Origin of the sequence: Trichocoleus sp. DQ-U1, assembly GCF_039961925.1 — a bacterium.
GTDB lineage: Bacteria > Cyanobacteriota > Cyanobacteriia > Cyanobacteriales > FACHB-T130 > FACHB-T130.
This window is the reverse complement of record NZ_JAMPKB010000022.1, coordinates 69,264-84,448: the sequence shown is the minus strand read 5'-3', so window position 1 is coordinate 84,448 and position 15,185 is coordinate 69,264. Positions and strand designations below refer to the sequence as shown.

Sequence of the window (15,185 nt, the reverse complement as noted above, 5' to 3'; positions counted from 1 at the left end):
AGCGCTAATTCGCCCTCAGCCAGCATAATTCAAAGGGCAGCAGCAATTGAGGCTTCCACACCGGGTGTAACACCAACAACTGAAATAAGCAATGAGATCGCTAATTCGCCCTCATCCAGCCCAATTCAACGGACAGCAGAAATTGAGGCTTCCACACCGGATGTAACACCAACAACTGAGAGAAGCAATGCCATCGCTAATTCGCCCTCAGCCAGCACAATACCCCTTGAAGCAACAGGTACTGAAATAAGCAATGCCATCGCTAGTTCGCCCTCAGCCAGAACAATTCAACGGACAGCAGCGCTTGAGGCTTCCACGGCGTCAGATTCAACACCAGCAACTGAAATAAGTAATGAGAGCGCTAATTCGCCCTCAGCCAGCATAATTCAAAGGGCAGCAGCAATTGAGGCTTCCACACCGGGTGTAACACCAACAACTGAAATAAGCAATGAGATCGCTAATTCGCCCTCATCCAGCCCAATTCAACGGACAGAAGCGATTGAGACTATCACGGCACCCCTTGAAGCAGCCGGAACTGAAATAAGCAATGAAATTGCTAGTTCGCCCTCACCCAGCTCAATTCAACGGACAGCAGAAATTAACGAACCAACAACACTTATCGCAGCACAAACTTCTGAGATAAGCAATGAAATTGCTAGTTCGCCCTCACCCAGGACAATTCAAAGGGCACCAACAATTGACGCTATCACGGCACCCATTGAAGCACCAGCAACTGAGAGAAGCAATGCGATCGCTAGTTCACCCTCAGCCAGCATAATTCAAAGGACAGTGGCGATTGAGGTTGCCACGGAACCAGATGCAGCACTAGGAACTGAAAGAAGCAACGAGATCAGTTTACCCTCTTCAACCACACCTTCATCGGTGCCAACTAAGACAGCCGCAACCGAAGCAAGGTTAGGACAAGCCTTTTTGGATACAGAACCACAAGTTCAAAAAGCACCAGCAATTAACGAACAAATAGCACCAAATGTAGCATCAGCACCCCGAGACACCATTGCTAGCCAGCGAGATCCCATTGATAGCCAACCAACTTTGGGACAAACCCTTTCGCATACAGAACCACAAGTTCAAAGGGCACCAGCGGTTGAGGAATTAACGTCATCTATTACAGCACCAGCGCCAGAACAGATGACTCAGGTGAAAAACCCTCTGGCTGATTCGTCCTCACCCACTATGCCTTCATCTGTGCAGCCAGATACAGCCGCCATCGCACCAACCGTAGAACAACCGCTGTTACAAGCTGAACTGCAAGTTCAAAAGGTACAAATGCCTCCGTTCACTGCACCGCAAGCGGCATCGGTGCCACCAGAGACAGAGTTAGAACTTACTTCAGCAGTAAACGAAAACTTAGCCGCAGTCTCTAATTTGACTACTTCCAAGGCTGTGCCAGAAGTCACTACAGATCGAGTTGTTGTACAACCTCTGTCGGAAACAAAAGCAGCAAACCACACAGAAACTACGTTATCGAATGTTACGGAATCGCTTGAGTCACCAATGTCATTTTCTGGGGTGACAGAGGCAGAATCAGTTGAAATACCAGCGATCGCTTCTGAGAATATAACAGTTGACCGCTCGGACAGCATAGCGCCTGTAACAAAGGTAGAATCCCTAGTTCAAAAGGCACCAGCGCTTTCAACAGCAACAGAACCAGGTAAACCCCCACTGCTACAAAGGATGGAGGAAAATTTCTCTTCAGAAGTGACTGACAACTTCGCCCCCACACCCTCGATTTCCACACCAGCTACTGCACTACCTGAAACTACACCTGACATATCCACCCTTGTACAAGCCAGCTTAAATTCACAGCCGTCTAACTCAACAACACCAGTGCCAGAAGTCCTGGAACCATTTGAGCCTACGGTGCAGTTAAAGGCTGAATTTCCATCACAGGTAAGCTCATCTCCCCCGATTTCCACCTCTGCGATCGCTCCAAAACCTGTACGCGAAGAAACGACGCCTACAGAATCCACGCTAATACAACCGATGGGGGAATTATCTCCACAAACAAAGGCAGAAGTGTTGCCGGAATTCCTGGCACCCATCGCTGAATTACCACTCCCAATAGAATCATCGGTAAAAGAGCCTGAAGCGTTCAACTTGGCGCTTTCACCTACTGAATCAACCGACTCTCCTCTACAGATGCCCGAAAGTACGCCGATTATAGGCGCTACAGTCATTCAACCGAAATTAGAAACCGTATCGGCAAGTGAAGATTTGACTCGGTTAGCACCAAAAGCGATCGCTTCCACCGACTCCAGACAAGTACCTGAAAGTACAACAACGCCAGACGCTACAGTCCTTCAACCGAAATTAGAACCCGAACCAGTCAGTGAAAATTTGGCTGGATTGGCACCAGAAGCGATCGCTTTCACCGATTCCATACAAGTCCCTGAAAGTACAACAACGCCAGAAGCTACAGTCATTCAACCGAAATTAGAAACCGTACCAGCACGTGAAAATTTGGCTGGCTTGGCACCAGAAGCGATCGCTTCTACCGACTCCAGACAAGTCCCTGGAAGTACAACAACGCCAGACGCTACAGTCCTTCAACCGAAATTAGAAACCGTACCAGCAAGTGAAGATTTTCCGGTTGATACAAAACAAGGCATCGCTTCCACCGACTCCAGACAAGTACCTGAAAGTACAACAACGCCAGACGCTACACTCATTCAACCGAAATTAGAACCTGAATCGGTAAGTGAAAATTTGGCTGGATTGGCACCAGACGCGATCGCTTTTACCGATTCCATACAAGTACCTGAAAGTACAACAACGCCAGACGCTACACTCATTCAACCGAAATTAGAAACCGAACCAGCACGTGAAAATTTGGCTGGCTTGGCACCAGCAGCGATCGCTTCTACATCCTTTGCCAATCCCCCTGTAGAGGTGCCTCAAAGCACACAAATTACAGAACCCACCGTTATACAACCTTTGGTGGAAACAGAGTCTCTTGACGAGAGCGAAGAACTGCCTCAATTGCCTCAAGTGCTGACTAATCTATCCATTCTCAGCCCTCTAGCTCAACAATCCAGTCTTCTCGCTTCCCCATTTCCAGACATGGGCAGCAATAAGGTTGAGGAATCCTTTCTTGCACCGCTCTCCTTAAACTTCTCGTCTGCTTCGGAGCCGCCTATTCCTATCCAGAGAATGCCAGAAGATTCAGGGCAGAATAACCAAGAAGCTACAGCATTTTCAAGCAGTGTAGAACAAGTGCAAATGGCACCTTCTTCCTTTTCCTCTTCCCCTGAAACTCTACCTTCCTCAAACAGTTCTACGAACACCAGAGAGATACCAACATCTTGGTCAAGTATTTCTGAATTAATAGGGGAGAACACGCCTAAAGCAAGCGAATCAATCGTTGTACAACCTCTCTCAGAACAGAGGACGTGGGAGGCACCGCAAAAGCCGATAATTTCCAAACCATCCGACTCTAACAGCTCCCAATCAAATGTTTCCCAGCCCCTGATAAATTCCCCACAAAACAATAGTTTGGGCAATGTTATTCAGACATATTCCATGCCCTCGCGTCGCACATCAGCCTCTGGAATGGAAGCTCTTATACAGTTAATGGGGGACGCTGATAGCCAAGTAGGAGCAATCGATCAAAGCGTATCTACCGTTGATGATTCCTCTAGTGAAGAAGCCACCGACAACTTAGAGCTTCTAGCTCGTGAAGTCTATAGTTTTATCCGGCAACGGTTGGAAATAGAGCGAGAGCGTCGAGGAAATAACTATTCTGGACGCCTGCCCTGGTAAAGTCACTGCCATTATTAAGGAGAATAATATGTCAACCACTCGTTTGGTCAAAGCAAAACTTATTCCAAAGGTTCCAGCACAGGGTGTGGACACCATCGAGTTCATGTTCAACCCCACCAAGCTTTCCTTCAGCCGGAGTGTTCAAATCAATTCTCCTCAAGGCGCACGTACTGCTAAAGGACTGCCGAAAGTCAGCTTCCAAAGTATAGATCCTTACAAACTCACTATCTCAGAAATTTTGTTTGATACCTATGAAGAAGGCACCAGCGTCCTCTGGTACATCAACAAACTAAAAAAAGCTGTTGAGTTTCCCGATGGTCAAGATGTCCCGCCCGTCTATGTCTTTACTTGGGGTGCCCAAGAATACCTCCGTTGCTTTGTGCAATCACTCAGTTACGAACTGACCATGTTTCTACCTGATGGGACTCCCGTGCGTGCTTCAGCTAGCCTGACCCTCCACGAAGTAGATGTACTTATCCCCCCAGGCTCTCCAGAAGCTCCTTCTAGTGTGAATCGCGTCGGGGAAAGTCGAGGCAGCAAGACTCGAAAAGCTACATGAACGGTCATCATTTGTTGGATTGCGCTGAACCAGAAGGTTAGAAAAAAATTGTAGTTCGACCTTTGGAGAATGGGCGGGGGCGTAGAGTTTCTTCTAAACTAGCTGAAACTTGCGTTCTAAATTTTGAATTTGGATGAACGTCTGCATGGGTTTAAATATCCTCTCGGTGATTGAGAAATTATCCGCGTGTAGATTACCTTGCTTGACTAACAAAACGCCTGATAATTTTAAAAAATCTTAGTTTTGACAGAGAGTTTTTTTACCCAACTAAACTCACAGTTCTAATTTGAGATTACAAAATCTAGCCTAAAAATTCGAGATTTGTCAGGCAACAAGGCAAAAGACCCCTATAGTTCAAATACCAAAGAATAAAAAATTTGAAAAAAAATGCCAGTCAGGATTTTATCCAAAATCTAAAATTTAGAAGCTAAAATCATTTACGTGTTGCCTACAAATGCCAAAGTATATATCCTATCCTCAAATAAAAATTGATGGAGATGATGCTCCTGCGAGTTTGATGGAAGATATTCTTCAAATCTCCGTAGAAGAAAGCCTCCATCTTCCAGCCATGTTTACCCTAGTTATCCGGAACGACTACTTTCCGGGGCGCGAAGGAGATGAACTTTGGCGCTACGAAAACTTATTAACAATTGGTAAACCCGTCCAGATTGGCTTTAAATCCAGCACTACAGAAGATGCTGATTTTGACGATACACAGCAGGGCAACATTCTGAATGGCGAGATTACAGCAATTGAAACCCACTTTACCAGTGGTTCTCAAGCTCCGGTCGTGATTCGCGGGTATGACGTTTCTCATCGCCTACATCGGGGACGCTACAACCGCTCTTTCCAAAACATGACCGACACCGATATTGTTCGGCAAATTATCGGTGAATTGGGGATTACAGCGGGCACCATTGACGAAAGTGGCGGGCCTTATGGCTTTGGCGATCCCGTTGGCTATATTTTCCAAGAAAATCAAACCAACATGGAATTCTTGCGAGAACGGGCAGCCCGGAACGGTTTTGAGTTGTTTGTGCAAGATGGGAAACTGCACTTCCGCAAGCCGGTAGCGGGTGCTTCTTTGGCTCTCAAGTGGTTACAAGAAATACATAGTTTCCAAGTTCGGGTAACAAGTGCCGAACAGGTAGATTCTGTTGAGGTAAGAGCTTGGGATTATAAAAGTAAACAGGTGATTGCATCTACTAAAAGCAGTCAAACAACACAAGTCATTACCGATACCAAACAAGGCAAGGGCAAAGCAACTAGCACTAGCTTTAGCAGTACCCCCAAGATGATTGTTGTCGATCAGCCAGTCTCTTCTCAGAAAGAATCAGACGCGATCGCGCAAGCTTTGTATAACGAGTTATCGGGGGAATTTGTCTACGCTGATGCCAAAGCTGAAGGCGATCCGCGAATTCGACCGGGACGGGTCGTGGACTTGGCAAGTATGGGCAAATACAGCGGCAAGTATTACGTCACGACAACCCGTCACGTTTATCAGGAACGGTTCTACACTACCGAATTTAGCGTGCGGGGATTGCGGGGAGACGATCTTCTGGCAACCCTGTCTCCCCGAACCCATCTCCAAGCAGGACAAACATTATTAGTAGGAATTGTCACGAATAACAAAGATCCCAAAAAATGGGGTCGAGTGAGAGTAAAGTTTCCCACTTTAACAGAGGAACACGAAAGTAACTGGGCAAGAGTGGTGGGAGCCGGAGCTGGTGTAAATCGCGGGTTTGACTGTCTGCCGGAGGTCAATGACGAGGTATTGGTTGCCTTTGAACACGGCGATATTCATCGCCCCTACGTCATTGGCGGTGTCTGGAACGGTACAGATGCACCGCCGGAAGATGTGGATAATACAATTTCAGGTGAAGGCAAAGTCCGCCTGCGGACATTTAAAACCCGTACCGGGCATAAATTACAGTTTGTGGAAGAGGATAAAGATACTAGCAAGGCTGGTGTCTACATTGAGACGATAGGCGCTCATAAATGTCACATGAATGACAGCGAAAAGTTTGTGGAAATTAAAACGACTGACGGTCATTATGTGCGCCTAGACGATCAAAATAAGAAGATCGAAATTAAAACCAAAGGCGGTCATAAGATCCTCATCGACGATCTCAATAAGAAGCTGGATATCACAACAACTGGTGGTCAGAAGTTGCTGATGAATGACATGACCAATACCATCACGATGCAGGCAGTGCAAAAAGTGAGTATTTCAGCACCAATGGAAATTCTGCTGCAATCAGGCCCTAGTAGTATAAAACTCGCACCTGCTGGCATAGAACTTCAAACCGCGGCCAAGTTAAGCGCTCAAGCAGGCGGAGTTTTAGACTTGAAGTCTGGGGGTGCTGCCACTATGAAAGCTGGTGCGGCATTGTCGCTGCAATCTGGCGGTGCTTTGTCGGCGCAGTCGGCTGCTGCTGTAAGCGTACAGTCTGGCGCAGCGTTGAACCTGCAAGCAGGTGCTGCGGTGGCAATTATGGCAGCTGCCACAGCCAGTATGACCGCACCGCTGATTCGGCTGAATTGTTAACAATTGAGGGGAGCGGGAAAGAAGCAATTGCGATCGCGACCAATGGCTAATGCTTAACCATAGAAACGTGGTACACAATTAGCCATTCTCGATTAACGATTAAGGAAGGTTTTATGTTACCAGTAGCCGTATTGGGCGATGTCGCTAGTGGTAGTCCCATTATCGGACCGGGGGCACCAACCGTTTTAGTTATGGGGCGACCTATCGCTTGTCTGGGAGATGCTGTCACGGGTCCGTCAATTGCTGGCGCTCTCGCGATGCCTTGTTCTGTCACCGTTCTGGCTTGCGGGCGTCCAGTGGCGCATATGGGCACAATGGCAGTGGGAGCAACTCCTACTGTGCCTCCAGTTCCCATTTCTTTACCTGTGATTGCCACAGGAGTCACTGTATTAGTTGCTCCTTAATGAGCAACTATAAGAGGTAGAATTCGTTATTTCTAGTTTGGATTAGCGATCGCTTATTCTTTAAGGTGTGTCGGCAAATCCCGACGAACGCATCCCTGAATTGCCCAAATCATCCTCAACAGGGAATACTTTAAACTTCCTTATCGAATTCCCCACACTTTGATGGTGTTGTCGTAACTGCCACTAACAATCGTCCTTCCATCTGGGGTTATTGCTACGGAACTCACTGCGTTTGAATGCCCCTCTAGCGTACCTCTGCACTCGCACGTCTCAAGATCCCACACTTTGATGGTGTTGTCCTTACTGCCACTGACAATAGTTTTACCAGCCGTCGCTATTGCTACGCAAAGAACATAGTCTGAATGTCCCTCTAGCGTGCCCTTACACTCGCACGTCACGAGATCCCACACTTTAATAGTATTGTCCTTACTGCCACTCACAATCGTCCTTCCATCCAGGGCTATTGCTACGGAATAAACTCGGCGTGAATGCCCCTGTAGCGAACCCTTCCACTTACCTGCTTCGATATCCCACACTTTGAGGATGTTGTCGTCATTGCTACTAACAATCGTTTGATCGTTCGGGGCTATTGCTACGAAATAAACATCCCATAAAAACTTATTTACCATGCGGAGGCACTCCCTCGTCTCTATATCTAACCCTTTGATGGTTTTGTACTGACGACCATGAATCAAAGTTTTACCATCTGGGAATATTCCTAGTATTTGTAGGCTGCGCTGACACTTGCCCGTCAGAATATCCCATACGTTGATACTCTTTAAGCCCCCTCTACCACAGAAGTTGTTGTCCCTACTAGCACTGACAAAAGTCTTACCATCTGGCGCGATTGCTACGGAATCAACCGAGGCTAAATGCCCCTCGAAGGTGCCCCTAGACTTGCCCGTCAGAATATCCCACACTTTGATATTCATATCGCCACTGCCACTAACAATGGTTTCACCATCCGGCGCGATCGCTACCGAACTAACATAGTCAGAATGCCCCTCAAAGGTACAAAGACATTCAAAAAATTGATAAGGATTGAATTCTTGCAAGGCAATTTTGACTTTCGTTTCTGTCCTTGTCCGCAGTAGCGAGTACGCAGCCCACATTACCTGTGCCGATTCATCCAGCAAAGCAGGAATCACCAAATCTAAGCCTGACTCGCCATAATAGAGGGCACCGCTTAATGCAAGAATTCTTTGCGCTGACACTGCACTAGCCAAGCGTCTCTTAACAGCTTCTAACCCGCCAAAGATAACAGCAAGACTAATGGAAATGTCTAATGAAAGGTCTTGAATCGCAACTAATTTGCCTTGATAAAATGTCATCCCCAAAAGAGGTTTTAAGAAGATTCCATCAATGAAGTCTTTACCTAAGGTGATTGTCCCAGTAAAACGGGTAAAAATTTTAAGATTCCGATAACAAAAACCACTACGGTTATCGTAGGTTGGCATAACTCCTTCTATAGGTTTATGACCACCAGTAACACTACCGACAGTCATTTCCTTCAAAAACAATTCTTCATTAATAATTTCATAGGTTGAATGAAATCCTCTCCGGCAAGCTGTAGAAAATAGAATCTCTTTCATCCCATAGTCGTGTGGTCTAATTAAGACTCCTTCTTTTATTACGTTTGAAGGAACTGATTCCTCATTTAAAAAATCAAATATTTTATCTTCTATCCCATCAAAATCTACCGATTCTTCGGCTGTAGAATTAATCCCATCAACTGGATATTTTAACGAAGGTTCTAAGCCAGCTAAATAGTAAATTCCTCCGTTATAGATGAATTTTTCCCTTATTTGTTCTGTCATAACAATAAAAGAATCTTAAATTTGGTGTCTAAATCATATCTGTAAGAAAACCACAGATTTGAGCTTGCACTTTCGTAAAGAATAATGTTACTTTTCAGCAGAATCTCTTCTAAGCACCCTTCAAAAGTCTTGTTCAGGCGCTAAAGTTTCTCGTCCTAAACCTTAAACGCTCCGCAAGCGAAAGCATCCCGCTCCACAATAACCTCTGTCTTCAACTGCTGACCAATTCGCTCCAACCACTTGCGCTGGGGTACTGTCCAAGCGCGACTTTTTACATTACTAATTCTTGGAGTATGCCTCGCATACAAGGAGCATCCCGGTTTTGTAAAACCTCCATTTCCATCAAAAACAGGATACTGGGTAGAGAGTCAACGATTAGTCAGCCACTAAACACGGGGTAGCTCCCGCAGTGTCAAACTGATTCAGGTTATTTAAGCAATGTTGTATGTGCTGGTGACTGGCTGCGCTTGGCGACTGTTGCCTTCGGCTACAACCCGCTTTGAGGCGGAAGGGCACCGCCCCTAAAACCTAGGGCTACAGCCAGCTTGGGATAACTCGACTTTTGGCGAATAGTCGGGGACTTTCAGCTTTAGTAAAGTAGCTGCGATACTAGGCACAGAGTCACTTTTATGCCAGAAGGATCGGATAAGCAGCGCAGCCACTTGGGTACGGGATGGTCTTTCCCACTACGGGTGAACGTACAGGGAGGGCTTCAACTCAGTTCGGCAGAACGGAATATCGAAGAATCTATTCGGATTATCCTGCGGACTGAAATCGGAGAAAGGGTGTATCGACCCAATTTTGGGTCGCGCTTATCGGAGATGGTCTTTGCCCCCATGAATACTCAAACCCTTCTCCTGTTGCGCTTGCACGTTCAAGAAGCTCTAGAAATGTGGGAGCCGCGCATTGTCATCGATTTGGTGCGGACTGACCCCGATCCCATCCGAGGTCGAGTGGATATTATTGTGGAATACCATCCTAAGGGCACTTATGATGCTCGGAGCTTGGTCTATCCTTTCTATCTGAACGGCAAAGAGGAGTGATGGTTCATGAGGGTTCTGAGTAACAAGAGAATTCTTTAATTCAAAATCCCTACTCATTTATCGCATTTCTATAACTTTTGCCCAATTACTAATTACCAATTCCTAGTTACCGATTATTTATTAATAATGGACTTTGATTTTTTACCCAAGTTACCGAAGTCTGATTTAGATGATCGGACATTCAAAGATTTAGTAGATGAGTGCATTCTACGGATTCCTCGCTATTGTCCGGAGTGGACGAATTATAACCCTAGCGATCCTGGCATCACGCTGATTGAGCTATTTGCGTGGCTGACCGATCAAATGTTGCTGCGGTTTAACCAAGTTCCCCGTCGCAACTATGTTGCTTTTTTAGAGTTACTAGGGGTTCGCCTGCAAGCTCCGGTTCCCGCTCAGACAGACCTGACTTTTTATCTGAGTGCTGCTTTGCCCGAACCATATACGATTCCATCTGGGGTAGAAATTGCGACCGTCAGGACAGAAACTGAGCAAGCGATTGTCTTCAGTACCAACCAGCCGCTGGTGATTGGCAAGCCCAGTATCCGACATTTTCTAACCGCTCAGACGGTTGAAGATACTCCCCAAATGTTACGCGATCGCTTCACGAACCTTTGGACTCTGCGCCCTGACGGTGAGTGGATGGGCAGAGAATTAGCCTTTTTTGATGAGCAACCCCAGTCGGGAAATTGCTTTTATCTGGTATTCGACCCGGAGGACGAATGCGAAGGGAATGTTCTGGCAGTCAAGTTTAAAGGAGAAGTTGCGACATCTACTGGGATTAATCCCGACGCGCCTCCTCGCCGCTGGGAAGCTTGGAATGGCGCGTACTGGCAGCCGGTTTTGTTGCAGGAAGCCGATGATGGCACTAAAGGATTTAGTTTCAGCGAATTCGCCCGGACTGGGAGCAATCCCCTCCAGAGTGGGGATGTCGTGCTACATCTGCCCCAACGTTGGCCGGTGAGCCACTTCCTCACCTACCAGGGTCGCTGGCTACGCTGCGTTTATAGTCACATCGACCCTACGCAACCAGGTTACAGTAGTTCCCCGCGGATTGTGAGTTTGTCGGCAAGAGCGATTGGTGGCACCGTCCTTGCTTCTCAATGCGAACAGATTAGAAATGAACTTTTGGGAGAAAGCGAGGGTACGCCCGGTCAAACTTTCCAATTGCAAGGCGTTCCTGTCTTGACACGGCGGGAAGATGAATACATTTTGGTAAGTCCGCCTGGAGCATTGCCTCAAATATGGACAGAAGTCAATGACTTTGCTGATTCTGGCCCTCAGGATCTTCACTACACGATTGACTCGCGGACTGGGATGGTTCAGTTTGGCCCCCTGATTCGAGAACCCGCCCAACTCCAGCAGCAGACTCAGTTGCGCGCGAGAACGCAGATGCAGCACCTTGTGAGCGATCGCCTGTTGAATGCTAGCACCCGTCCCGAAGAAGTGCGATCGCTAGAGCGTCAATATGGTGCAGTGCCGCCCAAAGGCTCCGCGATTCGCATGGTCGCTTACCGCACGGGAGGAGGTCGAAAAGGCAATGTTCAACGGGGAACCATTACCATCCCCAAGTCAGCCGTTCCCTACGTTGCCAGAGTCATTAACCATACCCCCGCCCGCAACGGTGCCGACGCCGAATCTTTGGAAGATGCCGTCGTCCGAGTGCCAGCAATGCTCCGCACCCGCGATCGCGCTGTTACCCCCGAAGATTTTGAGGTACTGGCACTACAGGCAGCAGGCGGTGGCGTTGCTCGTGCCCGTTGTCTGACCCCTACCGATAGTAGCGAAGCCGGAACCGTGCGACTGATGCTGGTGCCCCAGGCGAATACCGATGCGATCGCGCGAGGCGAAGGCATTCACCCAGACCTATTTTCCCTCAGCCCTCAACTGAGCGAGCAAATCCACGCTTACCTGAACGAGCGACGACTGTTGGGAGTGCAAGTGCGTCTGCAAGCACCCGAATATGTCGGAGTGTCCGTTCAGACTGAAGTGGCACTGGAGCCAGAGTACAATAACCCCCGCGCCCAAGAAGAAATTCTGCTGAAATTACGGGTAGCGTTGTACCGCTTCCTCAACCCACTTACTGGCGGAATGGATGGGAAAGGCTGGCCTTTTGGACGCCCCGTTTATCCTTCAGACATTGTCACCTTATTCCAGCAAATTCCAGGCGTTCGCTATTTAGGTGTGGTGCAGCTGTTTGAGTTGCGTCAGCAGGAACAAACCTGGATACGGACACTGCCTCAAAACCCCGTCATCGATCCCGGTCCTTTAGGGCTAGTCTGTTCCTGGCTGAACAGTCGCCTGCGCTCTGGTCATGTTGTCAACTTGATTCAATAAAGGACTGAGGGGTGCAGGACTGTTAACGAAGCGGTGCGAAGCCCGGATTAAGTGCAAGCGTGAAGAGAATGAGAAAGTAGTATCAGTTCCTCTAGCTTTTTGACTGCTGACTTCTGGCTTTTCACTTTCTGATTCCTCACTCACTCCTCATCCCTTACTCCTGATTTTCAGCACTTACCACTGACTATGACTCAAAGCACGTCGCACGGTAAAATCTTACACCTGACACTCACCCCCATGCAGCTTGCCGAGGCAGTTCAGCCAATGGGGGCGAGTAGCACGGCTAATGCCCTGGCACTCACTGGCAGTGTCAGTACCGAAGGCATGACGAGCAATCAATTGCTCGTGTATCCAGGAGAACCCAGTGAAATGGTGGTGCAGCTAAAAAACCTGGGAACCCGAATCCTAGACGTGAGCCTGCAACTTGAGGGCAACTTCCCAAGCCAGTGGTATCGCATTGGGATGGAGGGTCATGAAATTGCTCCAGGTCAGCAGATGGATGCGGTGTTATATTTCCAAATTCCAGCCAACTTCTTTGAAAATAACCAGTCTTTAGAGTCGGGTGGAACCCTAGTCGTCGATTATCATAGCCGCCTTCATGTGTACTATACAGAGCAAGGAGGCACGGGCGGGCTTGTCACACCAGCCAGACAACTGATCGAATCCGCAGCCTTCAACCTCTATATCCGTCCCCGCAGCCTCTACCTGGATTTTTTGCCCAGTCTCTATCGGGAAGTAGACTTTATTGGTCGCTTTTTGAAGATTTTTGAGGAGACTTTTGAACCCGCAGTGCAGTCGATGGATCTCCTGTGGGCTTATTTAGATCCGTTAACTGCGCCAGCGACGCTGTTACCCTTTCTTGCCCACTGGGTAGCATGGCCGATGGACGCCCGTTGGAGTCTAAATCGGCAGCGATATCTGATTCGTCAGGCGGTAGAACTTTATCGCTGGCGAGGAACGCGACGCGGGTTGCGGCTCTATCTACATCTGTATACAGACTTGCCTCTCGACGACCATCTACCTGAAGAAGCTGATAAGCACATTAGTATTGAAGAAATTTTTGGTCAAGGTTTCCTTTTAGGGGAAACCTGCCTTGGCGAAGACTCCATGTTGGGTGGTGGGCGTCCTTATCACTTCATTGTACGCCTGCGACCTGAGCGACCTGGTCAAGTTGATGAAGGATTGGTGCGGCACATCATCGACCAAGAAAAACCGGCTTTCTGCACTTACGATCTGGATATCGCAGAGGTAATCGGTAGTGAGTAATCTGAGTAAAAAAACCATGAGTCATTAATAATTAGCAATCATTAATTAGCCATTAATCATTATGTTTCCACCACCCCCAACGAATCCTTTAGAACGTCTCCAAGTTACTGATGGTCTGTTGATGAATGCCGACCGTTGGCGTCGGGCACATGAGTACCACCGACAGAGACAGAATATCCATTATCAGTCGCTCAATCAGCCAGGAATTGTCTGCGGTTTAGGCGTGCGCTTGATCGCAGCACCAGCGGAAGTCGCGCCGCAATTCCGGGATGGACGTTGGGTACAAATTCAGCCGGGAATTGCAATTGATTTAGCGGGGAATCCGATTGTTGTTTCCGAACCGATTGAATTTCGGGTGTCGGGTGAGACGCTGACAGAAAATCCGCAGATGGTTTATCTAGCGATTAGTTATGTCGCTCCGGAGAAATTGCGCCGGAAAGAGTCTCGTGAATTTGAAAAGGAAACCTTTCGACTGGATGAAAAGACCACTCCACCGAGTGATATGGAAGTGGAATTGTGCCGAATTTTTCTGCAATCTGAGTCAGAGGAATTAGAGAATCCCAAGGATGTATTTTTTCCGACAGTTAATAGCTTAGATTTACGTTATCGAGCGATCGCGCGATCGCGTCCTCAAGCAGTTGTCCGCGTTGCCCAAGTCACGCAGCAACAACCTGCCGATGGGCGCAGTTTTTCCAATCTTTCGTACTTACTCAATTCGGTTCCTGCGCTTTACCCAAGCTTACAGGGAGCGGATCAGATTGGACAAGTTCCCTTTTTGGGTGCCGAAAAGTCTTTGCCGCTTGCCGCTTTAGGCTATGACCTACTTTACTTCACGGGTCGTCAGGCACTCTATCTGAACGATCGAGAATTTGAAGCCCTGAAAAATTATTTAGAGACAGGGGGTGTTCTGCTAGTCGATGCTGCCACCGATGCCATAGAGCTGATTGAGAGCATCATGGCGATCGCTCAACAACTCGGAACTCCCTTAGAGGATATCAAACGCTTGAGCCGAAATCATCCCTTGCGGACACAGCCTTTCTTGTTTGCAGCCTTACCTAGTTTAAATCAACAGCCCATTCAACTCGGCTATGGAGGAGGAATTATCTTAGTCGTTGGCAATCTCTCAGCAGCATGGGGATTAGATGACAAGCTTTTACTACCGCGAGAAACGATTCGTACCGCCCAAGAATTAGGAATAAACCTTCTGCATTTCGCATGGCGCAAGCGGCAACTCACCCAATTATTAAGGGCAGACAATCCTGTGTCAACCGTTGCTAAACCGTCTGTCAAACAAGCGATTTTTGACAAACTACAATTTTAAAAGATTCTCTACTCCAAACACAAACTAGGCATCTTTCCGGTGTTCTTATTTTTTGCTAGCAACGGCTAACAGTTATTAAGATATCTAGGTACTAAAGTAATTCTAATGAACTC

Annotated in this window: 9 protein-coding genes; 8 read left to right on the top strand and 1 reads right to left on the bottom strand. The window is 47.6% G+C overall.

Going from position 1 to position 15,185, the window contains the following annotated elements; all coding sequences use genetic code 11:
* From NDI34_RS11830 to NDI34_RS11815, 4 genes are all read left to right on the top strand, one after another.
* A partial coding sequence (locus tag NDI34_RS11830) for a hypothetical protein (protein ID WP_348232741.1) occupies positions 1-3,780 on the top strand: 3,780 nt, incomplete at its 5' end.
* Positions 3,781-3,808: 28 nt separating this feature from the next.
* Complete coding sequence (locus NDI34_RS11825) at positions 3,809-4,339, top strand: hypothetical protein (protein ID WP_190436962.1); 531 nt, start codon at positions 3,809-3,811, stop codon at positions 4,337-4,339.
* A gap of 454 nt (positions 4,340-4,793) precedes the next feature.
* Positions 4,794-6,887 (top strand): VgrG-related protein, encoded by a 2,094-nt coding sequence (locus NDI34_RS11820; RefSeq protein WP_190436965.1) that lies wholly within the window; start codon positions 4,794-4,796, stop codon positions 6,885-6,887.
* Positions 6,888-7,000: 113 nt separating this feature from the next.
* Entirely contained in the window at positions 7,001-7,291 is a 291-nt protein-coding gene (locus NDI34_RS11815) for a PAAR domain-containing protein (protein ID WP_190412623.1), read from the top strand.
* A 140-nt stretch (positions 7,292-7,431) separates the two neighbouring features.
* Here the strand turns inward: NDI34_RS11815 and NDI34_RS11810 are convergent, their stop codons facing one another.
* Positions 7,432-9,108, bottom strand: coding sequence for a WD40 repeat domain-containing protein (locus NDI34_RS11810; protein WP_348232740.1), 1,677 nt, complete (start codon positions 9,106-9,108; stop codon positions 7,432-7,434).
* A gap of 629 nt (positions 9,109-9,737) precedes the next feature.
* Here NDI34_RS11810 and NDI34_RS11805 point away from each other — a divergent pair.
* The 4 genes from NDI34_RS11805 to NDI34_RS11790 all read left to right on the top strand — a co-directional run bounded on the left by NDI34_RS11805 (position 9,738) and on the right by NDI34_RS11790 (position 15,072).
* Positions 9,738-10,151: a GPW/gp25 family protein gene (locus tag NDI34_RS11805; RefSeq protein ID WP_190412625.1), complete on the top strand. Its 414-nt coding sequence runs from the start codon at positions 9,738-9,740 to the stop codon at positions 10,149-10,151.
* 126 nt (positions 10,152-10,277) lie between these two features.
* Complete coding sequence (locus NDI34_RS11800) at positions 10,278-12,485, top strand: putative baseplate assembly protein (RefSeq protein WP_348232739.1); 2,208 nt, start codon at positions 10,278-10,280, stop codon at positions 12,483-12,485.
* A 186-nt stretch (positions 12,486-12,671) separates the two neighbouring features.
* The gene (locus tag NDI34_RS11795) at positions 12,672-13,751 is read left to right on the top strand and encodes a phage tail protein (protein WP_348232738.1); all 1,080 of its coding nucleotides are present in this window, start codon (positions 12,672-12,674) and stop codon (positions 13,749-13,751) included.
* Positions 13,752-13,812: 61 nt separating this feature from the next.
* The gene (locus tag NDI34_RS11790; protein WP_348232737.1) at positions 13,813-15,072 is read left to right on the top strand and encodes a DUF4159 domain-containing protein; all 1,260 of its coding nucleotides are present in this window, start codon (positions 13,813-13,815) and stop codon (positions 15,070-15,072) included.
* The last annotated feature ends 113 nt before the right edge of the window (positions 15,073-15,185 follow it).